The organism is Lysobacter cavernae (assembly GCF_042648505.1).
In the GTDB taxonomy this organism is placed as follows: domain Bacteria; phylum Pseudomonadota; class Gammaproteobacteria; order Xanthomonadales; family Xanthomonadaceae; genus Lysobacter_L; species Lysobacter_L cavernae.
On sequence record NZ_JBHRXK010000003.1, the window covers coordinates 376431 to 401428 of the forward strand.

Genomic DNA, 24998 nt, shown 5'->3' on the forward strand with positions numbered 1-24998 from the left:
CCGGGAATCACACGCCATTGTGCTCCAAGGCAGTTTCACCGTCCCGCAACGGGGGATGGGAAACAGTAGGCGTTCGCCATCATGACTGTCGCCCGAGGATGGAGCCATGGCCCGCCCGATCTGGACCGGCACGTTGTCGTTCGGTCTGCTGAATATCCCGGTCAAGCTGATGACCGGCGAGCGCCGCGTCGACCTGCACTTCCGCATGCTCGACAGCCGCGACAACGCGCCGATCCGTTACGAGCGCGTTAACGCCGAAACCGGCGAGGAAGTGCCGTGGAAGGAGATCGTCAAGGCCTTCGAGTACGACAAGGGCAGCTACGTCGTGCTCGAAGAGGCCGACATCGCCGCGGCGGCGCCCGACCACAAGGAGACGGTCGACATCGACGCCTTCATCGATGCCGACGCAGTCGGGCCGGAGTACTTCGAGAAACCCTACGTGCTCGAGCCCGGCAAGAAAGCCGAGAAGGGCTACGTGCTGCTGCGCGAAGTGCTCAAGCGTACCGGCAAGATCGGCGTCGGCCGCGTGGTGATCCGCACCCGCGAGTACCTCGCCGCGGTCATCCCCAAGGGCGACGCGCTGCTGCTGGTGATCCTGCGCTTTGCACAGGAGCTGGTCGACCCCGAGGACTACAAGCTGCCCGAGGGCAAGCTGGACAAGTGGAAGATCAGCGCGCGCGAGGTCGACATGGCCAAGCAGCTGATCGAATCGATGAGCTCGCAGTGGAACCCGGACTCCTACAAGGACGATTTCCGCGAGCGCCTGACCAAGGTCATCGAGCAGCGCGTCAAATCCAGGAAGACCGTGCGCCCGCCGGGCGTCGAAGAAGAAACGGTGCCGGAGAACGCCGCTACCAACATCATCGATTTTGCCGAGTTGCTCAAGCGCAGCCTGGAGAAGAAGGGCAGCAAGGCGCCGGCCAAGGCGAGCGCGCGCAAGGCCCCGGCCAAGAAGGCGCCGGCCAAGAAAGCCGCCAGCAAGAAACGGACGACGCGGAAGTCCGCCTGACATGCGTTGGCACCGATGAGCCTGCGCGATTACGCGCGCAAGCGCCGCCTGGGCGAGACACCGGAACCCGGTGATGCCACGCGCAAGCCGCGGGCGCGTGGCAAGCCGCCGCCGATCTTCGTGGTGCAGCTGCATCATGCCCGCGCACGTCATTACGACTTCCGCCTGGAGGCCGATGGCGTGCTCAAGAGCTGGGCGGTACCGAAAGGGCCATCGCTGCGGCCCGGAGAGAAGCGCCTCGCGATCGAGGTCGAAGACCACCCGCTGGCCTACGCCGGTTTCCAGGGCGACATTCCCGAAGGCCATTACGGTGCTGGTCACGTCGACATTTTCGATCGCGGCACCTGGTCCACGTCGGACGATCCGTTGGCCCAGATCGCCGCCGGAAAACTCGATTTCGAACTCGATGGCGAAAAACTCAAGGGCAGCTTCCACATGGTGCGCACCCGCCCGAGCGGGCGGCAACCGCAATGGCTGCTGATCAAGCGCAACGACCGTTATGCGCGCGATGCCGATGCCGATGCGTTGCTCATTGAGTCTGCACCCAAAGCGCCGCGCGCGGCAAAAGCGGGCCAGGTCGCCTCTGAGAGAAACAAGGCCGTGCCGCGACGCCCGGCAGCGGCAGCACGCGGCGGTTGGAAGGCCCGCGCCGTGCAGATCGCCGGGCGCGCAGCGGCCAAGCCCATGCCGGAAGAAGTCGAACTGCAGCTGACCACCCTGCGCGAGACACCGCCCGCGACCGGCGACTGGCTGCACGAGGTCAAGTGGGACGGTTACCGCATGCTCGCCTACAAGCAGCGCGGCAAGGTGCGCCTGCAGTCGCGCAAGGGCCTGGACTGGACTGGCGATTTCCCGGAGCTGGTCGCCGCGCTGGGGTCGCTGCCGGTGGACTCGCTGATCGTCGACGGCGAGCTGGTCGCGCTCGATCGCGACGGCCGCAGCGATTTCGCTGCGCTGCAGCGCCAGCTCGAAGCCGGGAGTGTGGCGTCACTGCGTCTGGTCGTGTTCGACCTACTGTACCTGGACGGCATCGACCTGCGCGATGCACCGCAACGCGCGCGTCGCGACCTGCTGCGCGACATCCTGGCGACGACTCCGGCACCGGAGCTGGCGTTCAGCGGACATGTCGAGGGGCCCGGCGCGAAGGTGTTCGAGGCCAGCGTCGAGGCCGGCCTGGAAGGCATCGTCAGCAAGCGCGCCGACGCGCCGTACCGAGGCGGCCGCAGCCAGAACTGGATCAAGGTCAAGCACGCCGACAGCGACGAGTTCGTCGTGGTCGGTTACACCCTGCCGCGCGGCAGCCGGCACGGTTTCGGTTCGCTGTTGCTGGCCACCCGCGAGGCCGGACGCTGGCGTTATGCCGGCCGTGTCGGCAGCGGCTTCAGCGATGACATGCTGCGTACGTTGAGCAAGCGCCTGGAGACGTTGCGCACGGACCAGACGGCAGTCGAGCTGCCTGAGCACGTGCCGTTTTCCGTGCGCAGCGTGCGCTGGGTGAAGCCGATCATCGTGGTCGAGGTGCATCTGCGCGGGCGCGGCAAGGAAGGCCTGGTGCGTCAGGCCAGTTTCCTGCGCCTTCGCGACGACAAGCCCCTGCAGGATGTGGAGCCCGCCATGGCCAAACCCGCCGCCAAGCTCACCAGTCCCGACCGCGTCGTGTTTCCCGATGACAGCATCAGCAAGGGCGAGGTCGCGGCGTACTACCAGGGCGTCGCGCGCTGGTTGCTGCCGGAGCTGATCAAGCGACCGCTGTCGCTGGTGCGCTGCCCGGCCGGCATCGCCGTGACCTGTTTCTTCCAGAAGCACCACAACGCATCTTTCGGCCCCAAGGTGTTCGCGATCGAACTGCGCGAGTCCGATGGCCGTGGCGAGTACCTGTACGTCAAGGACATCGATGGCGTGCTGGCGCTGGTGCAGATGAACACGCTCGAATTCCATCCCTGGGGTGCGCGTGTCGATGCACCGGACAAGCCCGACCGGCTGGTGTTCGACCTAGATCCGGCCGAAGGCATCGCCTGGACTGACATCAAGGCCGCGGCCCGCGAGGTCCACGACCGCCTGGTGCAGGTCAAGCTGCGCAGCTGGGTGAGGCTGTCCGGTGGCAAGGGATTGCACGTGGTCGTGCCGATCCGGCGCGGCCCCGACTGGGCGCAGGCCAAGGCCTTCTGCGAAGCATTCGCCGAGACGATGGTGGCGCAGGCACCGCTGCATTACGTCGCCACGGCATCGAAAGTGGCGCGCAAGGGCCGTATCTTCATCGACTGGCTGCGCAATACGCGCGGCGCCACCAGTGTCTGCAGCTGGTCGTTGCGCGCGCGGCCCGGTGCGACGGTGGCCATGCCGTTGAGCTGGGACGAATTGGGGCGCACGCGCAGCGCGGCCACCTATGACCTGAAAAAAGCACTGCGCCGCGCGCGGACGCTGACGGACGATCCCTGGCAGGGATTCAGCCAGGTGCGGCAGGCATTGCCGAAGTTCTAGTGGGACGTAAAAAAGAAGGCCGACTTGCGCCGGCCTTCCTGTCCCTCTTCGGTTCAACCCTGCTTCGGCGGTGTCGCCTTGGCCGGCGTGGCCGCGGTTGCGACCGACGCCTGCCAGCCGCAGGTCTTGCCCTCGTTCTGCTGCTTCAGCCACGTCTGCAGCGGGGCGAAGTATTCCAGTACCGCCGAGGCATCCATCTTCTCGCCGCCGGTCAGCTCCTTCATCGTCTGCTGCCACGGTTGGCTGGCGCCCTTGTCCAGCATCGCCTGGAACTTGGCGCCGGCTGCCTTGTTGCCGTAGTAGCTGCACTCGTACAGCGGGCCCTTGTGCCCGGCCGTGTCGCACAGCGCCTTGTAGAACTGGAACTGCAGCACGTGCGAGAGGAAGTAGCGCGTGTACGGGGTGTTGCCCGGCACGTGGTACTTGGCACCGGCGTCGAAATGGTCCTCGCCGCGCGCAGCAACCGGGGCGATGCCCTGGTACTTGGCCTTCAGTTCCCACCAGGCCTTGTTGTAGTCGCCCGGCTTGATCGAGCCGTCGAACACGCCCCAGCGCCAGCGGTCGATCATCAGGCCGAACGGCAGGAACGACACCTTGGCCAGCGCCATGCGCATCTGCGCGTTGATCAGCGCCTCGTTGCTCTGCTGCTGCTCGCCGACCAGACCGATCGATTGCAGGTACTTGGGTGTCATCGCCAGCACGATGGTGTCGCCGATGGCCTCGTGGAAGCCGTCGTGCGCGCCCTGCTGGAAGAGCGGCGGCTGCTTGTTGTAGGCCAGGTCGTAATAGATGTGGCCGAGCTCGTGGTAGATGGTGGTGAAGTCTTCCTCGTTTGGCTTGATGCACATCTTGGTGCGCACGTCGCCGGCCATGTTCATGTCCCAGGCGCTGGCGTGGCAGACCACGTCGCGGTCGCGCGGCTTGATGAACTGGGTCTTGGACCAGTAGCTCTCCGGAAGCTTCTGCATTCCCAGCGAGGTGTAGAAGTCCTGCGCTCGCTCGGTCATCAGCTTGGCGTTGGCGAGCTTGGCGTCCTGCTCGATCTGCGCCAGGTCGGCCGGCGAGCGTTGGCCGGCATGCTTGGCCAACTGCGCGTCGTAGCTGGCGCGGTATTGCGATTCCAGCGCGCCGGTGATGTCGAGGCTGCCGGCATTCTGGTAAGGCGCCAGCATGTCCCAGAGGTTGCCCCAGTCCTGCTGCCACATGTTGCCCATCAGGTGCGCGGGCAGCATGTTGCCGGTGACGTGGCCCTTGTCGGCGCCGTACTTGCTCTCCAGGCGGGTGCGGGCGTAGCAGTGCAGCTGCTCATACAGCGGCTTGACCTGGCCCCACAGGCGGTCGGTCTCGGCGGCGATTTCGGCTGGGGTCATGTCGTAGCCGGAGCGCCACATCTCGCCGGTGTCGGCGAAGCCCATGTCGTGGGCGCCTTCGTTGACCAGTTCGACGAAGCGCGTGTAGTCCTTGCGCATCGGCTGGGCGATGGTGTGCCAGCCCTGCCAGGCATCAAGCTGGACGTCGTAGTCACGGCTGCTGCGCAGCACGTCCTCGAGTTCGCCGAGCTGGCGGCACGACTTGGCTTCGCCTTCGCCGGTGCAGTAGCTGCCGGCGCCGTACATGCCTTCCATCTTGGTGGCGATCCGGGTCAGCTCTTCGAGCTTGGCCGGATCCTTCGGTGGCGGCATCGAGGTGCCGAGCTTGAGCAGTTGGATCGCGCGCGCGGTCTGCGGCGACATCTTCTGGCCTTCGAACTTCTTGGCCTGGTCGATCCAGCTGTTGAGCTGTGCGAGGTAGCGTTCGTTGGCCTTGGCCGACAGCAACTGGCTGTCGTCGTTGATGTAGGTCGATGACAGCCACTGCGCGGCGGTCATCTCCGGGAACATCTTGCGGTATTCGTCGTTGACGCGGGCGATGAACTGGTCGGCGGTTTCGCCCTCGGGCGCGGCGACCGGGGTGACGCCGGCGGGGCTGGTCGGGCTCGGTTCCTTCTTGCAGGCCGAAAGCGAGAGCAGGCTCGCGGCGACGGCCAGCGAGAGCAGGAGATGGCGATGACTCACGGAATGCATCCTCGGCGGGCGCCAAGCCTGGCGCGTTGAGAGCGCAGGCTAGTGGCGCAGAGCGAAGGTGGCAAGTTGCGGGTGCAGCATCCGCGGTGTTTGATCTGCACGCTGGCCAGGTACGTCGCCAATGTGACCCGATATCGTCAACAGCCGATGCCGCGGGCCGTCCGTAGCAGCCGATCAGGGGCAGCAGGCGGGTACGACTGCCTTGTTGGCAAGGAGGACGCGACGCTCGCGATCGACCAGACCGCGCTCGTGCAGCCAGTGCCAGGCGTTGTCGGCGTCGTGTTCGAAATAGGCCCGGGCCGAGCCCAGGCGGAAGGTGTAGCCCCAGCCGTCCATGTCGGCGAGCACACGATCGCGGCCGACGCCGGGCAGGGCATCGCCGAGCAGCGCCTGCAGCACGCAGACGGCGTCCTCTTCCTCGACCGAGTCGGTGGCGTCGGTGTGCACCGCGGCGCGGCGCTCCGGCGGCAGCACGATCAGGTGCGCGGCTTCGTGCAGCAGCGAGTGCACTGGCGTGTCACCACGCGCATACACGGTGCAGCCGATCAGGCCGGCCTCGCACTCGCCCCAGTAGCTGCCCGGGATCGGTTCGCCGTCGTCCACCCGCTGCAGCAGCAGGTCGTAGCGGGCGAGCAGGGCGGCAGCGTCGTCGAAGCAGACGTCGGCTAGTGTCAACATGCGTCGGGACTCGCGCCGTCATTCCGGTTGAACCGGAATGACGGAACGCAGGATCAGGCTTGTGCGGAGCTCTCGGGCAAGGCGACCGAGATGTCGAGCACCTTGTTGTCGCCCTCGTCGATCAGGTCGACCTTGACCGCCTCGGCATCGACGTTGATGTACTTGCGGATCACCTCGAGCAGCTCGCGCTGCAGCATTGGCAGGTAATCCGGGCTGGTGCCGCCGCGGCCAGCGCGCTCGTGCGCGACGATGATGCGCAGCCGGTCCTTGGCGATCGTGGCGGTCTGCTTCTTGGCCAGCAGGAAATCGAACAGACCCATCATCAACCTCCGAAGATCTTGCTGAAGAAGCCCTTCTTTTCAGCGGTTACGTAGCGCATCGGGCGGGTATCGCCGAGCAGGCGGGCGACGGCATCGTCGTAGGCCTGGGCGGCGTCGGACTCGGTCTCCAGGATCACCGGCTCGCCCTTGTTGGAGGCATTGAGGACGTCACCGGATTCGGGGATCACGCCGACGGTCTTGAGACCGAGGATTTCCTCGACATCGCCGACGCTGAGCATCTCGCCGGTCTCCACGCGCTTGGGGCTGTAGCGGGTCAGCAGCAGGTGCTCCTTGACGCGCTCGCCGTTCTCGGCGCGGCGGGTCTTGGAGGCCAGCAGGCCGAGGATGCGGTCGGAGTCGCGCACCGACGACACTTCCGGATTGACCACCACCAGCGCCTGGTCGGCGAAGTACATCGCCAGGTACGCGCCCTTCTCGATGCCGGCCGGGGAGTCGCAGACGATGTAGTCGAAGCCGTCGGCGACGATATCGTCGAGCACCTTCTGTACGCCTTCCTTAGTCAGCGCGTCCTTGTCGCGGGTCTGCGAGGCGGCCAGCACGAACAGGTTGTCGAAACGCTTGTCCTTGATCAGAGCCTGCTTCAGCGAGGCCTCGCCATTGACGACATTGACGAAGTCGTACACCACGCGGCGCTCGCAGCCCATGATCAGGTCGAGGTTGCGCAGGCCGACGTCGAAGTCGATCACCGCAACTTTGTGGCCGCGGCGCGCGAGGCCGCAGGCGAGACTGGCGCTGCTGGTGGTCTTGCCGACGCCGCCCTTGCCCGAGGTGACTACGATGATTTCGGCCAAGTTCAAATCCTCCTGAGTGGGTGAGCGGCACCGGTGGATACCGACGCGGCACCGCATGGGCGGTGCCGCGGGATCCGGGCCCGGCTGGGCCGGATGTGTATGTCCGCGAACCTTGGCAGCATGCCCGGTTTCGCGCCCATCATGGGTCCAGTGCCGCGATTTTTAGTTGTTCGTCTTCCAGCCAGACCTGCACGGCCTTGCCGCGCAGCTCCTTGGGAATGTCTTCCAGCACTTTGTAATGCCCGGCGATCGCGACGAGTTCGGCATGGAACTCGCGACAGAAAATCCGGGCCTGTTCGTTGCCCTGGGCGCCGGCAAGGGCGCGGCCGCGCAACGGACCGTAAATATGCACCGAGCCGTCGGCAATGACTTCGGCACCGGCGCCGACCGTTGTGAGTACGGTCAGGTCGCGGTTGTCGGCGTAGATCTGCTGGCCCGAACGCACCGGCTTGGCCTGGATCAGTCCCGGCGAGGCGGTCGCGGGCGCGGCCACCGGTTGTGGCGGCGCCGCCGCCGCCGCCGGTTCGCGGCGCGGTGGCGGTGATGGCTCCGCAGGCGCAGCGCCGTCGACGCGCTCGTAGGAGGCGCGGAACTTGGCCAGCAACGGCAGGCCCAGCGCTTCGGCCAGGCGTTCGGTCTCGCTGGTGCCGTAGGCGAGCGCGACCGGCAGCACCCCGGCGTCGCGCAGGCCGTCGAGCAGCGCGCGTGCGCTGGCGGTGTCGGGGGTCTGGCTCAGTCCGCCGAAATCGATCACCACCGCGGCGCGGGCAAACAGCTTGGGCGCGCGCTGCACGCGGCCGCGCATCTCATCGACGAGGCGGGCGACATCGAGGGTGCGCACGCGCAGGTTGGCGATGCCGACCTGGCCGATCTTGAGTTCGCCGGCCTGTTCGTAATCCACCGCCACGCTCACGGGCAGGTCCCGGTCGGCCGCTGCGCGAGCGCAGCGGAGGCCGCGGCGGTGCGCGGCGGGGTCACCCACGGCACCTTCGGCAGCGCCTCGCCATAGGTTTCTTGGACCCAGGCGTAGCTGCACAGCTGCTTCATCAGCATGGCCGCACGCACGTCGACCTCGGCCATCACGTGCTGGCCGACTTCGCGGAAGCCGAAGCTGCCGTGAAACAGCAGGGCCGGGTCGTTGGCACCTTCCAGGAACACCTCGCAGGCCATCTGCGGGTAGCGCAGCTCGGCGTAACTCTGCGCATCGGCGTAGAACGCACGGCCGACACCGCCGCCACGGCGGCGACTGGCGACGACGATGCGGTCGATGTAGAAGAAGTCCGGGTAGCGCTCGCGGAACCAGTGGAAGTTGCTGCTGTCGTGCTCGGCGCGGCTGCCCACGCCGATCAGGAAACCGGCCAGGGTGCCGTCGCGTTCGGCGACGCGGAAGTACTCGGCGGTCTCGAAGAAGTGGCGCAGTCTGGCCGCATCCAGCGGCAGGATCGCGGGTCCGGCAGCGTTGTTCAGGGCAAGGACGGAATCCAGCTCGTGCTCGCGCACGTCGCGGACGACGATCGACATTCCGGGCTCCAATATCTCGAAAACCGGCCGCATGGCGCGACCGGCCGGGCGATTATCGCATGGCCGTCCGGCCGCGGCGACCGCCGCCAACGTCAGGGCCGGGGCTTAAAGCATGACTTTCGGACGGCTCAGCAGGCCCTTGATGCCGTTAGCATGCGGACATGCTGGCCCGTCTGAACCATACCCGTCTGCTGCGTTATGCCGGCCTGTTCACCTGGGCCACGGTCGGACTGTGGCTGATCAACGTCTGGATCGACCCTTCGCTGCTCGAGCCGCAGCCAGGCGGCTCGCCGATCCTGCAGGTACTGCGCTGGCTGGCGGCGTACCTGGCGTTCGGTGCGGTGTACTGGTGGATCACCCACCAGCTCGGCCAGCGCCGCCCCGGCGTGGTCGACCACCTGCTGCTGCTGGTGTTGACCGCCTGCGCGATCGGTGTCGGTTATTTCTCCGGCACCGGCTTGAGCAGCATCCTGCTGATGGTGGTGGCGGGCCTGTTGCCCTGGTTGATGCCGGTGCGTTACGGCCTGCTGTGGCTGATCTGCGGCAACGTGGCGACGATCCCGGTGTTCGTCGGCGCGGTGGACTTCCCGCCGATGCTGGCAGTGCTGCAATCGCTGGCCTATATGGGTTTTTCCAGCCTGGTCTTCGTCACCGCGCTGGTCGCCCGCCAGCAGGCCGAGGCGCGCGAGGAGCAGCGTCGGCTCAATGCCGAGCTGCGCGCGACGCGGGCCCTGCTCGGCGAAAGCGTGCGCGTCAACGAGCGCACCCGCATCTCGCGCGAGCTGCACGACCTGCTCGGTCACCATCTGACCGCGCTGAGCCTCAACCTCGAGGTCGCCGGCCACCTGTCCGAAGGCCGCGTCAAGGAGCACGTGCAGCAGGCGCACACGCTGGCGCGGCTGCTGCTGACCGACGTGCGCGAGGCGGTCAGCCAGCTGCGCGAGGGCGGTGCGATCGACCTGTCGGCGGCGCTGCTGCCACTGGCCGAGAACGTGCCGGCGCTCGACATCCACATGGACATCGAGGCGCCGCTGATGCTCGACGAGCCCGAGCGCGCCCACGTGCTGCTGCGCTGCACCCAGGAAATCATCACCAACGCCGTGCGCCATGCCGGTGCGCGCAACCTGTGGATCAACGCGCGCCGTCAGAACGACTGCATCACCATGCACGCGCGCGACGACGGCCACGGTGCCGCCAACCTCGTCACCGGCAACGGACTGCGCGGCATGCGCGAGCGCCTGGCCCAGCACGGTGGCGACCTCAAAATTGAAACCCGGCCGCAGGCAGGCTTCAGCCTGCAACTGACGTTGCCGGCCTCGGCGGCTGCGGCCGCTGCCTGTGAAGGAGTCATCGCATGATCCGCGTGTTGATAGTCGACGATCAGACCTTGGTGCGGCAGGGTGTTCGCTCGCTGCTGGCCCTGGCCGAGGGCATCGAGGTGGTGGCCGAGGCCGGCGACGGCCGCCAGGCGATCGAGATGATTCCGCAGTTCCAGCCCGACGTGGTGCTGATGGACATGCGCATGCCGGTGATGTCCGGGTTGGAGGCCTTGCAGGCGCTGGCGCGCACCAACAGCCTGCCGCCGACCATCATCCTCACAACCTTCGACGACGACCAACTGGTGCTGGCCGGGCTCAAGGCCGGCGCCAAGGGCTATCTGCTCAAGGACGTCTCGCTGGAGCAACTGGTCGGGGCCATCCAGACCGTGTCCCAGGGCGGCTCGCTGGTGCAGCCGGCGGTGACCCAGCGCCTGCTGTCGGGGCTGGAACACATGCGCAACGACTTCGTCAGCCTCGACCGCCCGGACCCGTTGACCGAGCGCGAGACCGAAATCCTGCGGCTGATGGCCGGGGGCTTCTCCAACAAGGAAATCGCCAATTCGCTGGGCGTGGCCGAGGGCACGATCAAGAACCACGTGTCCAACATCCTGTCCAAGCTCGGCGTACGCGATCGCACCCGCGCGGTGCTCAAGGCCTTCGAGCTGCAACTGGTCTGATCGACAGGATGCCCCGCCCGGCGCAGCGCGCCGGGCGTTCGCGGCCGCGCGAGCCGGGGGCTCGCAAGCAAGCGGCCGCTCACCCTGTCCAAGCCGGGCGTGCGTGATCGCACCCGCGCGGTGCTCAAGGCCTTCGAGTTGCAACTGGTCTGATCCTTCGACTTCGGCGCTGCGCGCCTACGCTCAGGACGATCGGCCGGGGCTCCTGCCCGGCGCCGGGCCCGCTTGCCGCGCAAGACTTCGGGGCTGGGCACGCTGACCCAGCGTGCCCAGCCGTCCTGAGGCATCGCGCCATAAGGGACTGCGCGAATTGGCCTGATCCGGTTGGTTGTGGATTGTTACTCGGGATGGCTGCCCCGATCGCGGCTTCCTTGATACGATTGCCGGTCTGCGCCCCGGCCCGACCGGGTCCCGGCCCTGGAGAACCTGAATGACCCGTTTGATCGAGATCCTGATTTCCCTGGCGATCGTCGCCGCGCTGTTCCTCATCGTGGCTGTCGTGCTGCCGTCCAGCCGTCATCTGCAGCATTCGGTTGAAACCAACCGCAAAATGACGATCGTGTACGACACCTTGAACAGCCTGCGCCGTTTCAAGGATTGGAACCCGCTGGTGCTGCGCGACCCGGCCATGCAGCTGAAGCTGTCGGGTCCGGACTCCGGTGTCGGCGCGCGCCTCGACTACGACTCCAAGGAAAAGGGCCTGCGCCAGGGCAGCTGGGAGATCACCGCCAGCGAGCCGGGCAAGCGCGTCGCCTATGCGTTGACCGACATCGAGCCGGGCAAGAACAAGCGCACCGAGTTCACCTTCAAGCCGACCGGCCGTAACAACCGCAACGTCGAGATCACCCAGACCTACGACATCGACTACGGCTGGAACCTGATCGGCCGCTACGCCGGCCTGTACGTCAGCAGCAACGTCGGCGAAGACATGAAGATGGGCCTGTCGCGCCTGAGCAACATGCTCGCCGCGGTGCCGAACTACGACTATGCCGAGCTGAGCAAGGACGACCCGACCAAGGCGCCGAAGCTGGTCCAGCGTGACGCCGAGAACCTGCTGGTGGTGACCGCGGCGGTCGAGCGCGACAACGCCAAGGTCATGGGCCAGATGAACAGCAACATCGAGTGGATCAAGAAGGTCATGGCCGCCAACGGCCTCGAAGCCGCCGGTCCAGTGCGCATCATCACCAACGAGTTCGGCGCCGAGACCTATTCGTTCGACGTCGCCCAGCCGGTGCGCAAGATCGGTGCAGCGGGTCCGGCGACCAAGCTCGACATCAAGCTCGAAGGCCCGGTGACGGCGGTGTTCAACGAGCCGGCCAAGGTCGCGGTGGTGTCCTCGTTCAAGGGCCACATGGCCAACCTGACGCGCGTGCGCGACGCCCTGCGCGGCTGGGCCCTGACCCACGGCTACGAAACCGTCGAGCGCCCGTACGAGGCCTGGAAGGCCGGCATCGACAAGGGCTTCACCGAGGAAGGCGAGTACGACGTGTACTGGGCGGTCAAGTAAGCAACACGCGTTCGCCCGCACCGTACCGACATGCTGTACCCGAAGCGCGCCGCGGATTTCCGCGGCGCGTTTTGTTTTGGCCGTCGCGTGGTTCTGGCCGCGCCAGCGGGCTGATATCGTGGCGTCGCATCGCCTTCGCATCTGGACGCCCATCGCATGGCCCATCGTCTGATTTCACCGTCCGCCGTCCGTGGCCTGACCGCAGGCGGTGCCGTACTGGCCGCGGTGGCGGTCGCCTTGTCGGCTTATGCCGCACACGTGACCGATGGCGAAGCCCAGTCCCGCCTGCAGTTGGCAGCCCTGTTCGGCTTTGGCCACGGCGTCGCGCTCGCCGCGCTGGCGCCGCAGGCGGTACGGCGCCTGGGCCTGGTCGCCCTGGCCGCGTTGCTGATCGGCGTGCTGCTGTTTGCCGGCAGCCTGACGGCGGCGTATTTCCTCGGCACGTCGACGCGGTTTCTGCCATTCGGCGGCGGCCTGATGATCCTGGCCTGGTTGCTGTACGCGGCCGACGCGGTGAGGCGCTGACGGTGCCGCGGCATGCCCGGGGATTCGACACCGACGCGGCGTATGCGCACCTGGCCAAGCGTGATCGCAAGCTGGGCGCATGGATGAAGAAGCTCGGGCCGATCGCACCGGACCCGCGCTGGCGCAAGTCGTTCGATCCGGTCGATGCCCTGGCCCGCGCGATCCTCTACCAGCAGCTCAGTGGCAAGGCCGCGGCGACGATCGTCGGCCGGGTCGAGGCTGCGATCGCCAGCGACCGTTTCCATTGCGACACCCTCGGCCGCTGCGACGACGCGACGATCCGCGCCTGCGGCGTGTCCGGCAACAAGCTGCTGGCGCTGCGCGACCTCGCCCAACGCGAAGCGTGCGGCGAGATTCCCGACCTGCGCCGCATGAGCACGATGGACAACGACGCCATCGTCGCGGCCCTGGTGCCGGTGCGCGGCATCGGCCGCTGGACGGTCGAGATGATGCTGATGTTCCGCCTTGGTCGGCCCGACGTGCTACCGGTCGATGACCTGGGCATCCGCAAGGGCGCGCAGGCTGTCGATAAGCTCGAAGCCATGCCGGCACCCAAGGCGCTGGCCGAGAGCGGCGAACGCTGGGGCCCATACCGCACCTATGCCAGCCTGTACCTGTGGCGGATCGCCGACGCGACGGTGCAGACCAAGGCCCCGACCAAACGTTCGCAGGACTGACGCGCCCGATACGCCCGATCGCATCAAGGCGAATCAGGCTAGGCTAGGTGCGTGCTTCGGCACGGGCCGCGCAGAGGCGCGGTATTCCAACCAACCTGGGGGTGTGGCATGCGTCAGCGTGATCGTCGTTGGGGTGCGGTGCTGTGGGTGGCGTTGCTCGGCCTGGTGTTGTCCGTGGCCACTGCCGTGGCCAGTCCCTCCAACAAGTGGCGGATCAAGATCAACCACAACGCACGCAGTGACGGTGCGATCGTGCTTACGGTGACGCCGAAGGACGAAGCGGCGACGACCGTCACCGTGCAGGTGCCCAAGGGCACCGGCGAGGACCGTATTGCCCACCTGGTGCGCGATGCACTGCGTGCGCAACTCGGCGAGCACTATCACGTCGAAGTCGATGACGGCGAGGATGTGCTGGTGAAGAAGCACCTGGGCGAGCCGAACATCGATGTGGCGCTGGCGCAGAACACCGTCAAGGGCGTCACGGTCAAATTCCATCGCGAATGACCGCCGGCGCCCGCCCGCGCGGGCTTGCACCCGCTGCCTGCCAGCCGATCAGGCCGGCAGGTAGCGGTCGCAGAGGCGATTGTGGAAACGCCAGTGGGGATCAAGGGTCAGGTGCGCGTCGGAGCGGCAAAGGCCGCTAAGGGATCTGCAGGCGCCAGTGCCACGGCTCGTAGACGATGCCGTGCGGGTTGTCGCGCGGGTAGCTCATGACGAAGCCGTGGCCGCCGGCGTGGTCGCGTAGCCAGGCGAAGGCGGTGGTACGCTCGAACGATTCTTCGGCCGGCGGCTCGTCGGGTGCGCTGATGTCGAGGGCGAGACCGGAGTGGTGCTCGCTGTAGCCGGGCGCGGCGTTGACGTTGAGGATCTCCGCCACGCTCTGGCCGCGGGCCAGCTTGCGCTCGAAAATGCCGAGCTGGTAATCGTGGCTGCGGTAGCCGGAGATGGCTTCGAGCACGAGGCCATCGCGCTGCGCAGCCTCGCGCAGGTGCGTCCAGGCGCGTGCGGCGGCCGGGTGCAGCCACAGCGGGCGGCGGTAGCGGTCGAAACCGGCCAGCGCGAGCCAATCGGGTTCGGCGACCAGCGCCAAGCCGGTGCGTTCGCCGTAACCGTCGTCCAGCCCGAGCGCATGCAGGCGTTCTTCCAGGCGATCCAGCGGCAACTCGCCGACGTGCTCGATGCCGGCCCGCAGGTGCGCAGGATGCGCATCGAGCGCGTCCAGGGCCGCCTCAAGTCCGGGCTCGCGGCGCAGGCGGGGTACCAGCGCGAGCAGGCCTTCGGGCAGGTCGGCGGCGAGGAAGCGGCCGTCGCGCTTGCGTCGCAGCACATGGCGGGCGCGGGACAGGGCGCGCGCGTCGTGGTTGCTGCGCGCGCGCAGCAGGCCGCCGGGCCAGAGTTCGATCTCCGGTGTATTGATCAGGATCTGGGGCTGGCCGCGCATGCGCTCAGGTTAGCCGGCTGCGCTGCGTGGTGCCATGCGCCCGCGCCGACAACAGTTCGGGCCGTCCCGACTGCGAAAACAGGCGCTTCACGCTTCCTTCTTCATCACCACGCGCACCTGGTCAAACGGTGTCACCGGCATGACGCCGACCAGCTCCCAGCCGTCCGCGCCGCGCCGGTCGAGTTCATCCTGCAGGCGTTCGCTGACCGGGGGGCCCAGCATGCTCGGAGTGATTTCGAAAATCTGGTAGGTCCAGTGCCGGTTCATCGGGATGCGTCCTCTTCGGGATGGGGCTGGTGGCCGGCAGGCGTCCGGCCGGGTTCAGCACTCAGGGTCTGATGCGATAGAGCGGGGCGGGCACGAACTCGCCGGTGGCGTACAGGCTGCGACCGTCGCGGCTCCAGCCCAGCGCTTCGGCCTGCGGCAGCCAGGGCAGCAGGCGGATCTGCGGCGGCTGCGCCACCGCCTGGGCCCAGTCCTGATCCGGCTGGCGCGGGTACAGCAGCAGCCAGCGATAGGTCATGACCGCCAGGGTGCGGCCGTCGGGCGACACGTCGGCGGCGGTGACCTGGCCGTTGAGGCGGGCGCGCTGTGGATCGCGGCGCAGGGTGTCGGCATCCGGCGCTGGCACGCCGGTGAGGGTACCGAGCTTGCGGGCCGTCAGCAGGCCACGGCCGGTCGGTTGCAGCGGCAGCGAGAACAGCTCCGGCGGTTGCCGCTTCTTCGAGAGCAGCAGGATGCGGCCGCGTGCGGCGTCGACTGCCACCGCTTCGCAGTCGCGCGCGCCGTCGGGCCAGCGGAACGCGATCGACCAGGCCGGCCGCAGTCGCGCGTTTTCCAGCTTGGCCGGCTCCTCGATCACGTGCAGTTGCAGGCTGCGGCGCAGGCCGCCGTTGTCGCCGGTGTCGGCGACGAGCAGGTAAGGGCGGCCGTCGAGCTCGAACGCGGCCATGTCCTCCCAATCGGTCTTGGTGACGCCCTCGAGCCGGAACGTCGCCCTCCGTGCGCCGTCGGTGCGGACCGCGAACAAGCGCTCCGGGTTGCCGCCGTCGTCGTGCATCCACAGCACGTCGCGGTGACGGCGCGAGGCGGCCAGGCCGCTGATCTCGCTGAGCTGGGTGTCGAGCAGCATGCCGGTCAACCGGGTGCCGCGCTCGTCGCGATCCTCGCGCGCGCAAGCGGCCACGGCGGCCAGCAGGGTGACGGCGAGCACGAGGCGGTGGCGGCGTGAAGCGGCGGGATCCGGCATGGTCGAAGGATCGCATGCACGCTGCGTGCCGCCATAGCCCGGCGACGCGGGCGGGTGGCCGGACGTTTAAACTGGTAACCATCCCCCCGTCGCGGAATGCGCATGATCACGCTCGGCACACCCCTGTCCCCGTACGCCTACCGCGTGCTCCTGCTCGGCTCGGGCGAACTGGGCAAGGAGGTGGCGATCGAGCTGCAGCGCTTCGGGGTCGAGGTGATCGCCGCCGACCGTTACGCCGATGCGCCGGCGATGCAGGTCGCGCACCGCAGCCACGTGCTCGACATGCTAGACGGCAACGCGGTGCGTGCACTGATCGCGCTGGAGCGCCCGCACCTGATCGTGCCGGAGATCGAGGCGATCCATACCCAGACCCTGGTCGAGCTGGAGCACGAGTTCGCCGAACGCGGCACGCAGACGCGGGTGATCCCGACCGCACGTGCGGCGCGATTGACCATGGACCGCGAAGGCATCCGTCGCCTCGCCGCTGAGACTCTGGGGCTGCCGACCTCGGACTACCGTTTCGTCGACACGCTGGAGGACTACCGCGCCGCGGTCGCGCAGATCGGCCTGCCGTGCGTGGTCAAGCCGGTGATGTCGTCCTCGGGCAAGGGCCAGAGCCTGGTGCGTGGCGCCGACGATGTCGACGCGGCCTGGGATTACGCCCAGACCGGCGGCCGCGCCGGTGCCGGTCGCGTCATCGTCGAGGGTTTCATCGACTTCGATTACGAGATCACGTTGTTGACCGTGCGCCACGTCGGCGGCACCACCTTCTGTGCGCCGATCGGCCACCTGCAACGCGACGGCGACTACCGCGAGAGCTGGCAGCCGCAGCCGATGTCGACCAAGGCGCTGGCGCGCGCGCAGGGCATCGCGCGCAGCATCACCGACGACCTCGGCGGTTGGGGCGTGTTCGGCGTCGAGTTGTTCGTCAAGGGCGACGAGGTCTGGTTCAGCGAGGTCTCGCCGCGGCCGCACGACACCGGCCTGGTCACGTTGGTCTCGCAGGACCTGAGCGAGTTCGCGCTGCATGCGCGCGCGATCCTCGGCCTGCCGATTCCTGCGATCCGCGAATACGGCGCCGCCGCGTCCTGCGCCGTGCTCGCGCAGGGGCACGGCGTGCCGGTGTTCAGCGGCGTCGATGCCGCGCTGACGCAGGCCGACACGCAGTTGCGCCTGTTCGGCAAGCCGCGGGTCGAAGGCCAGCGGCGGGTCGCGGTCACGCTGGCGCTGGGCGAGCACATCGACCAGGCCGGTGAGCGCGCGCGCCGCGCCGCGGCCGAGCTGCACATCGAATTGCGCTGATGCGCGCTACTCTCGACGCAGACCCAACGAGCCGGACGGACGCACACCATGCTGGATGAGACCCAAGGCTATGCCGTGTTCTTCTTCCCGCAGGCGCTGGAGGTGCTGGGCGAGGCGATCAAACCTTACCTGCACGACGGGCCGACCGGTCCGCACATGCTGTGCCAGTCGATCGACACCGGCGGGGCACTGCTGGAAATGACGATCGAAGGCCGCACGCCCGACGGCCAGTCGGTGGCGATGGAGCTGATGGTGCCGACCAGCATGGTGCGGATGATCGTGTCGGCGCGCAGCGGTGGTGTGTTCGGTTTCGGCCCGCGCATACCGCACGAGGCCGCGGCCGGCCTGCCGCCGGTGGCACTGGCGGCGGCGCCGAAGCCGGTCACGCCGATCGAGCTGCCGGCGCCGTCGATCGAGCCGGCACCGGGCGTGGTCATGGCGCAGACGCCGCCGAAGCGCTGATCGCCTACGGCGACCGCGCGTCGAGGTCGACCCAGACCAGGTGGTGGTCGCTGGCACCGGCGATCGCGGCGTCGGCATCGCCTGCGGTCGGCCAGAACACGCCGCTTCCCTTGACGGCAAAACCCACCGAAGGCAGCACGTAGTCCAGCCGCAGCGTGCCGGCCTTGGGGCCGAAGTCGCCGGTGGCGTGTGCGGGTGAGCCACGACGGACCAGACCGGCCTGGGCGTACTTCGCCGCGACCTCGACCGCACCTTCGCTGCGCGGCGTGGCGTAGCGCGCCACGCGCGGGTGTTCGAGCAGTTCGAGGATCGCCTCGTGGCGGCCGTCGCCATCGACCGGGTCGTTGTTGAGGTCGCCGGTGATGACGAAGCGTGCGTCCGCGGCCAGGCCGCCGCAACGGCCCCGGTCGTCGCACAGCCACGACGGCGTGCCGGGGGCGGTTGACAGGTATTCCTGCCACAGCCGCAGTTCGTCGGCGTTGCGCGCGCCGTTGCGGTCCTCGGGGCCGTCGAACACCGGCGGCGTCGGGTGCGCGGCGAGCAGGTGCACGACGCCGTGCGGCGTGCGCACCGGCACGTCCCAATGCGATTTCGACGACAGCCGCAGCTGCGACCACACCGCCGGCGGATACCACGGCTTGCCGGTTTTCGGATCGACCGGCCGGCGCGCGCCGGACAGGGCGCTCCATTTCAGTTGTTGAAACGTGCGCACTTGGGCAGGGTCGATCGGGTAGCGCGACAGCACCAGCATGCCGTACTGGCCCGGGTGCAGGCCGTAACCCCAGGCGTCGTTGCCGCGATTGCGGCCCGTGCTCGTCCGACCGGTGCCGCCGATTTCGCCATTGCCATCGAGGTCAAGACCGCTCGGCACGCCGGTGTTGACCGGCGCCAGGTAACGGTAGGGGTAGCGCAACGCCTCGCCGCCGCCGGCCTGCGCGACCTCGAGGTAGCGTTGCTGGAACAGGTCGGCGGCACGGCCCTGTGCGTCGTAGTCGAACTCGTTGAGCAGCACCAGGTCGGGGCGTACGCGTTGCAGCACCGCGGCGATGCGGCGCGCGTTGGCATCGCCGCTTTCCAGGCGACGGACCAGGCCGCCGCTGGTTTCGTCGTAAAGCGAGGTGTTGTAGGTCGCCACCCGCAGCGGCGCGGTCATGCCCATGGACTCGGCCCAGGCCTCGGGATCGCCCTGGACGTTGATCTGCAAGCAGCCGGACGGCAGCGCGGCGATGGCGCCGGCAAGCAATAGATTGAATTTGGCCATCGCACGATTCTGGCATGCCCGCGTGCGCCGGCGATGACAGCGCGGGCGGCAAGCCGCTTCAGGCATCCACCAGGTCGCGCCATTCGCGGCCGTCGAAACCTTCCAGCGGCCGGAACCGGCGTTTGTAATCCATCTTCGGGTGGCCGGCGATCCAGTAGCCCAGATACAGGTGCGAGCGGCGCTCGCGCCGTGCCCATTCCAACTGCTTGAGGATCGCCAGCGTGCCCAGGCCGCGCGCAGACGCCTCGGGGTCGTAGAAGGTGTAGACCGCCGACAGCGCGCTTTCGGTGACGTCGGTGACGGCGACGGCGAGCAGCTGGCCGCGACCGGGTGCGCTGTGGTCGCGCAGTTCGAGGAAGCGGCCCTCGCTCCAGCTGCCGATCAGGAACTGGTCGAACTCGCCGGCGCCGTGACCGTCCATGCCGCCGCCGGCATGACGCGAGGCCAGGTAGCGGCGGTACAGCGCCAGTTGTTCGGCGGTGCGCTGCGCCGGCAGCACGCGCATCTCGACCTGGGCATTGCGCGCCAGGCAGCGGCGCTGGCTGCGGTCGGGCACGAAGCGGTCGACCGGGATGCGCACCGCGACGCAGGCGCGGCAGCCGGCGCAGTGCGGCCGGTAGACGATATCGCCGGAGCGGCGGAACCCCCAGCCGAGCGCGAACGGGTACCACTCGCGCAGGCGTGGATCGCGCGGGTCGAGCACGAGATCGCGGGCGACCCGGTCCGGCCAGTAGCCGCAGGCGTGCTCGCCAGTGTGGAACAGGCGGAGATCGTCGCTGTCCTGTGGTTGCGTGCCCATGTCGCCAGCATAGCGCCGCTGCGCCGGGTGACGGAACGCCTGGCGGCTGTCCGCCGACTGAACGCACCGGGGGCGGTGTCAACCGCGCGCGGGTGGCGACGTTGATGGAGGCATCGGCGCCACCGGGCGCCCAGTGCAGGAGCTCTCTCATGAATCACCATTTTTCTCTGCCCGCCGTGCTGACGGTGGCAATGGCTGCTGTCGTGGCCGGCGCGGCTTTTGCTGCCCCGCAGGCGCAGCCCACCGCGGCGGCATCGCAGCCGCGTCCCAAGCTCGACAGCAACGGCGACGGTGCAGTCGATCGCAACGAAGCCGCCGCGCACCCGCGTCTGGCCGAACGCTTCGACGGGCTCGATGCGAACAAGGACGGCCGGCTCGATGCGTCCGAGCGCCCGCACGGTCGCGGCAAGGGCGGCCACCATGGCGGCGGACATCGTGGTGGACGGCATCATGACGGCATGAGCCGCGTGATTGCCGCCGATGCCGACGGCGACGGCCGCATCAGCCGCGCCGAAGCGGCGCAGTTGCCAAAGATCGCCGGCGCGTTCGATGCGATCGACCGCAATCGTGACGGCCAAGTGGTGCGCAGCGAGCTGCGCAGCTACCACGAGCGTCAGCGGACGCAGCGCGGTGCCGAGCGCGGCAAGCGTTTCGACGAGCGCTTCGCCGCCGCCGACCTCAACCGCGATGGCAAGCTCAGCCGGGTGGAGGTCAGCGAGAAGATGCCGCACCTGGCCAAGGGGTTCGCGTTCATGGACGAAGACCGCGATGGCTTCCTCGGCCGCGACGACCTCCGGCCATCCCGCCCGCGTTGAACCTTCGCCGCCGGACGCGGTCGATAGCTGCACAACACGAAGCCTGATGTGACCCCCTGAGCCCGTGCCGATGTCTCCTCGGCACGGGTCTTTTTTGCTGTTTGCTCAGAGCCGGCCCGAGGTGAACAGCGCGTAGAGCAGGGCGGCGAGTGCGGCGACCGAGCTGATCCAGACCGCCGGCGCGCCGCAGGTGAGCTGGTAAGTCAGTGGCGGTTGGCGCCGGCCCGTGCGTTGCGCCTCGCGCGCGAAACACGGCGCCATGATCCTGGGCAGCGGCACCAGGTACTGGTAGTTGATCACCGCCATGCCGGCGATGGCGAAGGCGCTGATCGGAACCCAGCCGTGGGTGAGCACCACCAACAGCAGCATGCCGAAGCAGAACACGGCCGAGGTCGCGGTGATGCCGTGGATGAAGCCACGGATCGCCGTGCGTTCGGTGTCGTTGCCAGCGAAGCGCAGCAGGTAACGGCTGCCCAGGTAAGCGCCGAGCGTGCCGCCGATCCCGGCGAGGATCACCCAGTCGTAGTGCACTACGGCGTCGACCAGGAAGCCGAGCCCGCCGCCGGCCGCACCCCCGGCGACGCCGGCGGTGACGCCGGTACCAACCCCGCCAACGCCGAGCTTGCCGACCCCGGAGCCGACCGCACCGGCGCCGAGCGCACTCACCACGACCGCGGCCGAGGCCACCGGACTGGCCACGCCGAGCGCGGTCGCCACCAGCGCGGTGAAGGCGGCCGACGGCGCGCTGTCGCAGGCGAACGTGGCGAAGCGTGCGAGCAGTTCGGCACGCACCGTCGCCCGTGCGCGCGACAGGCGCTTGCGCACGGTGGCATCGCTCAGGCCGAGCAGGGCGGCGACCTGCTGCGAGCTCTGGCCTTCGCGGTAATACAACAGCAGCACCTCGCGGCTGTCGTCGGGCAGGGCCGAGATCAGTTCGGTTGCGACGCGCTGGCGCTCGTCTTCGATCAACTGCTCGACCGGGGGTGGTTGCGGATCGGCGGCGGCGGCGATCATCGCCTCGGCGTCGTCGACTGCGCGTGGCCCGTGGCGCAGGTCGCGCAGGTGGTCGCGGGCGAGGTTGCGGGTGATCTGGCGCAGCCAGGGCAGGAAGCTGGCCGGGTTCTGCAGCCGCCGCAGGTTCTGCCAGGCGCGCAGGAACGCTTCCTGCGCAATGTCCTCGCTGGCGTGCACGTCGCGCACGATCGCCAGTGCCAGCCCGGTGATCGCGTTCTGGCAGCCGGCCACGATGCGCGAATAGGCGCCGTGGTCGCCGTCGGCGGCGGCCGGCAGCTCGTGATGGATCAGACCTTCGATGGTGTCGGCGTTCATGGCGTTTCCGGGAGCCTGACCATCAGGACGCGGCAACGCGGCAGATGTGACCGGCTCCGCCGCCGGTCAGCTCGCGACGTGCTTGATCGTGCGCACCACCTGCCAGGTGCCATCGACCCGCTTCACTTCCAGGATCTTGTAGGTCGCCGACATGCGGTGGTGGTAGGCGGTGTACTCGACCTGTCCGGATTCGCGTGTCTGCGGCCGGAACGCATGCACGTCGACCAGCAGCGCCGGACGCCCCGAGGCGCGGTGCACACTGCCCTGCTCCTCGTCGCTGATGCGCACGCATTGCGACGCCGGTACCACGCGGGTCTTCGGGCGCTGCATCGTCTTGACCAGTCCTGGCGGCGCGTCCTTGCCGTCGACCGCCAGGCACAGCACATCGAAACGGGCCTTGGCCAACTCGCGGGTCATGACCGCCGCCGCCAGCGGCTGCGGCACGGCCGCGGGTGAGCCGTCGAGCGGATGGGTCTTCAGTGCTTCGGTCGCGGGGTCTTTGTTCAGCGCCTGCACCAATGCCAAGGTACCGACGACGGCGATACCGGCGATCAGCACCAGCTTGATCCGGAACGCCCGCTTTGACGCCGGTGTCCTGGCCTGTGACTGCGGATCGAAACGGAAGCTCGAGGCGACGAAGCTGTCGGTGTCGCGGGTCGAGTCGATCAGGCCGGCCTCGCGCAACATCGCGCGCGCGCGCACCTGGTCATTGGATTTCACCACCCACACCGCCGGCTTGGGCGTGCTGTGGTCGCTGTAGCTGAAAGTGCCGCGGCGATTGCCCTTGTACGAGCGGTCGTGGGTGATGCGCACCTCGATGTCGGCGTCGCGCAGCATCTGCGCGACGGCTTCGACGTTTTCCAGGCGCTGGCTGCTGAAGACCTGACGCATCGTGGTTCAGTCCTTCGCCGGCACGTGCTGGGCGATTTCGGCATTGCTCACCACGCGGATCAATCCCTCCTGCGCGGTGCTGGCGACCAGGTGGCCGTGGCGGTCGAAGATCTGGCCGCGGGCGAGGCCGCGGGCGTCCTGTGCGCTGGGGCTGTCGATCGAGTACAGCAGCCAGTCGTCGGCGCGGAATGGACGGTGAAACCACAGCGCGTGGTCGAGCGAGGCCATCTGCACGTTGGGCTGGTAGTAGCTGATGCCGTGCGGGAAGGTCGCGGTGCCGAGCAGGTGGAAATCGGAGGCGTAGGCGAGCAGGGCGCGGTGCAGCTCGGGCGCGTCGCCGACCCGGTCGGTCAGGCGGAACCAGAACTGCTGGAAGGGCGGGCGCTTGGGCGGGTTGAGCTCGTCACGCGGATACACATGGCGGAACTCGAACGGGCCCTTGCGCGACAGCCAGCGCTGCACCTTGGTCGGCAGGGTGGCCATCACGTGCTCGGGCACCGCCGGCGCCGGCGTGATGTCCTCGGGCTTGGGCACCTCGGGCATCGACAGTTGGTGCTGGCCGCCGTCCTCGTCGCCCTGGAACGAGGCGGCCATGAAAAAAATCACCTGGCCGTGCTGGATCGCGGTGATGCGGCGCACCGAGAAGGTGCCGCCGTCGCGGGTGCGATCGATCTGGTAGACGATCGGCGCGGCGATGTCGCCGGCGCGCAGGAAATAGGCGTGCAGCGAGTGCGCGCCGCGCGGTTCCTTCATCGTCGCCTGCGCGGCCGACAGTGCCTGTCCCAGTACCTGTCCGCCGAACACGTACTTGGTGCCGATATCGCGGCTCTGGCCACGGAACAGGTTGTCCTCGAGGCGTTCGAGCGAGAGCAGTTCGACCAACTCGTGGACGACAGGCTCAGAAACCGGGGAGGTCATGCGCGGGCGGGCTCTGGAACGTGGGGCGCAAGTATAACCGGGGGTTGTTCCGGGGCCTTGTCTACGGGGCAATGCGCTTTGCGCCTGCAACCGCACGCCGATGTCGGTTCGCTCATTCACCGCCGTCATCCCCGCGAAGGCGGGGATCCAAGGACTTTGCTGTTGTCGTTGAATGGCCAGGTAGCCCGGGTAAGCGCAGCGCACCCTGGTGGCGATGGAGCAATCACGAGAGCTTCTGTCCGCGCAGCGGCCGGAAGCTTTCGGGGAGCAATGGGTACTAAGGCACCAGCCGCTGCAGCGCCACTGCAGCGAGCACGCGCGGCCACGGAAACAGCGGTCCCGGATCGCGTTTGCGCTGGACCATCACCGCCGGGTCGTCGGTGGCCGGCACCTGCGTGGTGTCCAGGTCCTCGTGACCGGCAATCAACCGCAGCGACGGCAACACGGCCTGCAGCTTCTGCAGCAGCGCCACCAGCGCGGTCACCTGCGCCTGCGTGTACGGCTCGTCCATGGCCTGGTGGTGCGCGGCCAGCCAGTCGGGGTAGCGGCCGCGATTGACCAGTTCGATCCCGATCGAGCGCGGGTTGTAGCCGCGGGTGTGGTTGGCGACGCGGTCCAGGGCCGCGTACTGGTGCGCGCTACCGTCGCGATCGATGTAAAAGTGGCCGCAGTTGCCGGTCTGCGACCCCGGATACAGCACCTCCTCGCCGAAGCGCCGCGCCATCGCCAGGTCCGGCAGTTCGGTGCAGTGGATCACCACCAGGTCGATCTGCGCGGATTCACGCGCATCGAGGCGGGCCGCGTAGGGCAGGGGCTCGAAGGTGATTGGCAGATCAGGCAGATCAGGCCGGTCAGGCCGGTCAGGTGCAGGAAGATCAGGTGGAGGAAGATCGGGCGACATGGGGTCGGATGCTAACATTCGCCCCCGCACCGGAGCCCGTC

The 24998-nt window shown here is 68.2% G+C and carries 25 protein-coding genes and 1 pseudogene; 11 read left to right on the top strand and 15 right to left on the bottom strand.

Annotation, left to right across the window (positions count from 1 at the left end):
• Window positions 1-106 precede the first annotated feature (106 nt).
• Both ku and ligD read left to right on the top strand, forming a co-directional pair.
• Window positions 107-1009 carry a non-homologous end joining protein Ku gene (ku, locus tag ACFOLC_RS08880; protein ID WP_386758880.1) on the top strand — a complete coding sequence of 301 codons (903 nt, stop codon included), beginning with the start codon at window positions 107-109 and terminating at the stop codon, window positions 1007-1009.
• A 15-nt stretch (window positions 1010-1024) separates the two neighbouring features.
• The gene (gene ligD / locus ACFOLC_RS08885; protein WP_386758881.1) at window positions 1025-3490 is read left to right on the top strand and encodes a DNA ligase D; all 2466 of its coding nucleotides are present in this window, start codon (window positions 1025-1027) and stop codon (window positions 3488-3490) included.
• A 53-nt stretch (window positions 3491-3543) separates the two neighbouring features.
• Here the strand turns inward: ligD and ACFOLC_RS08890 are convergent, their stop codons facing one another.
• The 6 genes from ACFOLC_RS08890 to ACFOLC_RS08915 all read right to left on the bottom strand — a co-directional run bounded on the left by ACFOLC_RS08890 (window position 3544) and on the right by ACFOLC_RS08915 (window position 8884).
• Entirely contained in the window at window positions 3544-5544 is a 2001-nt protein-coding gene (locus tag ACFOLC_RS08890) for a M2 family metallopeptidase (RefSeq protein ID WP_386758882.1), read from the bottom strand.
• Between the two features lie 183 nt (window positions 5545-5727).
• Window positions 5728-6231: a hypothetical protein gene (locus ACFOLC_RS08895; protein ID WP_386758883.1), complete on the bottom strand. Its 504-nt coding sequence runs from the start codon at window positions 6229-6231 to the stop codon at window positions 5728-5730.
• A 53-nt stretch (window positions 6232-6284) separates the two neighbouring features.
• Window positions 6285-6551 carry a cell division topological specificity factor MinE gene (gene minE, locus ACFOLC_RS08900; protein ID WP_386758884.1) on the bottom strand — a complete coding sequence of 89 codons (267 nt, stop codon included), beginning with the start codon at window positions 6549-6551 and terminating at the stop codon, window positions 6285-6287.
• 2 nt (window positions 6552-6553) lie between these two features.
• Entirely contained in the window at window positions 6554-7363 is an 810-nt protein-coding gene (gene minD / locus ACFOLC_RS08905) for a septum site-determining protein MinD (RefSeq protein ID WP_386758885.1), read from the bottom strand.
• A 139-nt stretch (window positions 7364-7502) separates the two neighbouring features.
• Entirely contained in the window at window positions 7503-8276 is a 774-nt protein-coding gene (minC, locus tag ACFOLC_RS08910) for a septum site-determining protein MinC (RefSeq protein WP_386758886.1), read from the bottom strand.
• Window positions 8273-8884, bottom strand: coding sequence for a GNAT family N-acetyltransferase (locus ACFOLC_RS08915; protein WP_386758887.1), 612 nt, complete (start codon window positions 8882-8884; stop codon window positions 8273-8275). The genes minC and ACFOLC_RS08915 overlap by 4 nt, the downstream gene beginning before the upstream one ends.
• 161 nt (window positions 8885-9045) lie before the next feature.
• On the opposite strand from ACFOLC_RS08915, the gene ACFOLC_RS08920 reads away from it, so the two are divergent.
• From ACFOLC_RS08920 to ACFOLC_RS08945, 6 genes are all read left to right on the top strand, one after another.
• Window positions 9046-10242, top strand: a complete 1197-nt coding sequence (locus ACFOLC_RS08920; RefSeq protein ID WP_386758888.1) for a sensor histidine kinase — start codon at window positions 9046-9048, stop codon at window positions 10240-10242.
• Window positions 10239-10880: a response regulator gene (locus ACFOLC_RS08925; protein WP_386758889.1), complete on the top strand. Its 642-nt coding sequence runs from the start codon at window positions 10239-10241 to the stop codon at window positions 10878-10880. The genes ACFOLC_RS08920 and ACFOLC_RS08925 overlap by 4 nt, the downstream gene beginning before the upstream one ends.
• A gap of 430 nt (window positions 10881-11310) precedes the next feature.
• Window positions 11311-12387: an SRPBCC family protein gene (locus ACFOLC_RS08930; RefSeq protein ID WP_386758890.1), complete on the top strand. Its 1077-nt coding sequence runs from the start codon at window positions 11311-11313 to the stop codon at window positions 12385-12387.
• A 156-nt stretch (window positions 12388-12543) separates the two neighbouring features.
• On the top strand, window positions 12544-12912 hold the full coding sequence (locus ACFOLC_RS08935) for a DUF423 domain-containing protein (RefSeq protein ID WP_386758891.1): 369 nt from the start codon (window positions 12544-12546) through the stop codon (window positions 12910-12912).
• Between the two features lie 2 nt (window positions 12913-12914).
• The gene (locus ACFOLC_RS08940; RefSeq protein ID WP_386758892.1) at window positions 12915-13589 is read left to right on the top strand and encodes a DNA-3-methyladenine glycosylase family protein; all 675 of its coding nucleotides are present in this window, start codon (window positions 12915-12917) and stop codon (window positions 13587-13589) included.
• Between the two features lie 108 nt (window positions 13590-13697).
• Entirely contained in the window at window positions 13698-14093 is a 396-nt protein-coding gene (locus ACFOLC_RS08945; protein WP_386758893.1) for a hypothetical protein, read from the top strand.
• A gap of 136 nt (window positions 14094-14229) precedes the next feature.
• Here ACFOLC_RS08945 and ACFOLC_RS08950 read toward each other — a convergent pair whose 3' ends face one another.
• The 3 genes from ACFOLC_RS08950 to ACFOLC_RS08960 all read right to left on the bottom strand — a co-directional run bounded on the left by ACFOLC_RS08950 (window position 14230) and on the right by ACFOLC_RS08960 (window position 16279).
• Window positions 14230-15030, bottom strand: a complete 801-nt coding sequence (locus ACFOLC_RS08950) for a M15 family metallopeptidase (protein WP_386758894.1) — start codon at window positions 15028-15030, stop codon at window positions 14230-14232.
• An 87-nt stretch (window positions 15031-15117) separates the two neighbouring features.
• Window positions 15118-15297 (bottom strand): DUF4177 domain-containing protein, encoded by a 180-nt coding sequence (locus ACFOLC_RS08955; protein ID WP_386758895.1) that lies wholly within the window; start codon window positions 15295-15297, stop codon window positions 15118-15120.
• A 61-nt stretch (window positions 15298-15358) separates the two neighbouring features.
• The gene (locus ACFOLC_RS08960; RefSeq protein ID WP_386758896.1) at window positions 15359-16279 is read right to left on the bottom strand and encodes a hypothetical protein; all 921 of its coding nucleotides are present in this window, start codon (window positions 16277-16279) and stop codon (window positions 15359-15361) included.
• Between the two features lie 102 nt (window positions 16280-16381).
• Here ACFOLC_RS08960 and purT point away from each other — a divergent pair, with 102 nt between their 5' ends.
• Window positions 16382-17581, top strand: coding sequence for a formate-dependent phosphoribosylglycinamide formyltransferase (purT, locus tag ACFOLC_RS08965; RefSeq protein WP_386758897.1), 1200 nt, complete (start codon window positions 16382-16384; stop codon window positions 17579-17581).
• 48 nt (window positions 17582-17629) lie between these two features.
• Window positions 17630-18043 carry a hypothetical protein gene (locus ACFOLC_RS08970; RefSeq protein ID WP_386758898.1) on the top strand — a complete coding sequence of 138 codons (414 nt, stop codon included), beginning with the start codon at window positions 17630-17632 and terminating at the stop codon, window positions 18041-18043.
• A gap of 4 nt (window positions 18044-18047) precedes the next feature.
• Here the strand turns inward: ACFOLC_RS08970 and ACFOLC_RS08975 are convergent, their stop codons facing one another.
• A complete protein-coding gene (locus ACFOLC_RS08975) occupies window positions 18048-19370 on the bottom strand; it encodes an endonuclease/exonuclease/phosphatase family protein (RefSeq protein ID WP_386758899.1) in 1323 nt (440 codons plus the stop codon).
• Window positions 19363-20237 (bottom strand): annotated as a pseudogene (locus tag ACFOLC_RS08980) (arginyltransferase). The gene ACFOLC_RS08975 and the pseudogene ACFOLC_RS08980 overlap by 8 nt, the downstream one beginning before the upstream one ends.
• Before the next feature lie 15 nt (window positions 20238-20252).
• Here ACFOLC_RS08980 and ACFOLC_RS08985 point away from each other — a divergent pair.
• Window positions 20253-20918, top strand: coding sequence for an EF-hand domain-containing protein (locus ACFOLC_RS08985; RefSeq protein WP_386758900.1), 666 nt, complete (start codon window positions 20253-20255; stop codon window positions 20916-20918).
• Between the two features lie 105 nt (window positions 20919-21023).
• Here the strand turns inward: ACFOLC_RS08985 and ACFOLC_RS08990 are convergent, their stop codons facing one another.
• The 4 genes from ACFOLC_RS08990 to ACFOLC_RS09005 all read right to left on the bottom strand — a co-directional run bounded on the left by ACFOLC_RS08990 (window position 21024) and on the right by ACFOLC_RS09005 (window position 24957).
• Entirely contained in the window at window positions 21024-22247 is a 1224-nt protein-coding gene (locus tag ACFOLC_RS08990) for an RNA polymerase sigma factor (protein ID WP_386758901.1), read from the bottom strand.
• Between the two features lie 66 nt (window positions 22248-22313).
• Entirely contained in the window at window positions 22314-23138 is an 825-nt protein-coding gene (locus ACFOLC_RS08995; RefSeq protein ID WP_386758902.1) for a hypothetical protein, read from the bottom strand.
• A 6-nt stretch (window positions 23139-23144) separates the two neighbouring features.
• On the bottom strand, window positions 23145-24056 hold the full coding sequence (gene tesB / locus ACFOLC_RS09000; protein ID WP_386758903.1) for an acyl-CoA thioesterase II: 912 nt from the start codon (window positions 24054-24056) through the stop codon (window positions 23145-23147).
• 277 nt (window positions 24057-24333) lie between these two features.
• Window positions 24334-24957, bottom strand: coding sequence for an N-acetylmuramoyl-L-alanine amidase (locus ACFOLC_RS09005; RefSeq protein ID WP_386758904.1), 624 nt, complete (start codon window positions 24955-24957; stop codon window positions 24334-24336).
• Window positions 24958-24998 lie beyond the last annotated feature (41 nt).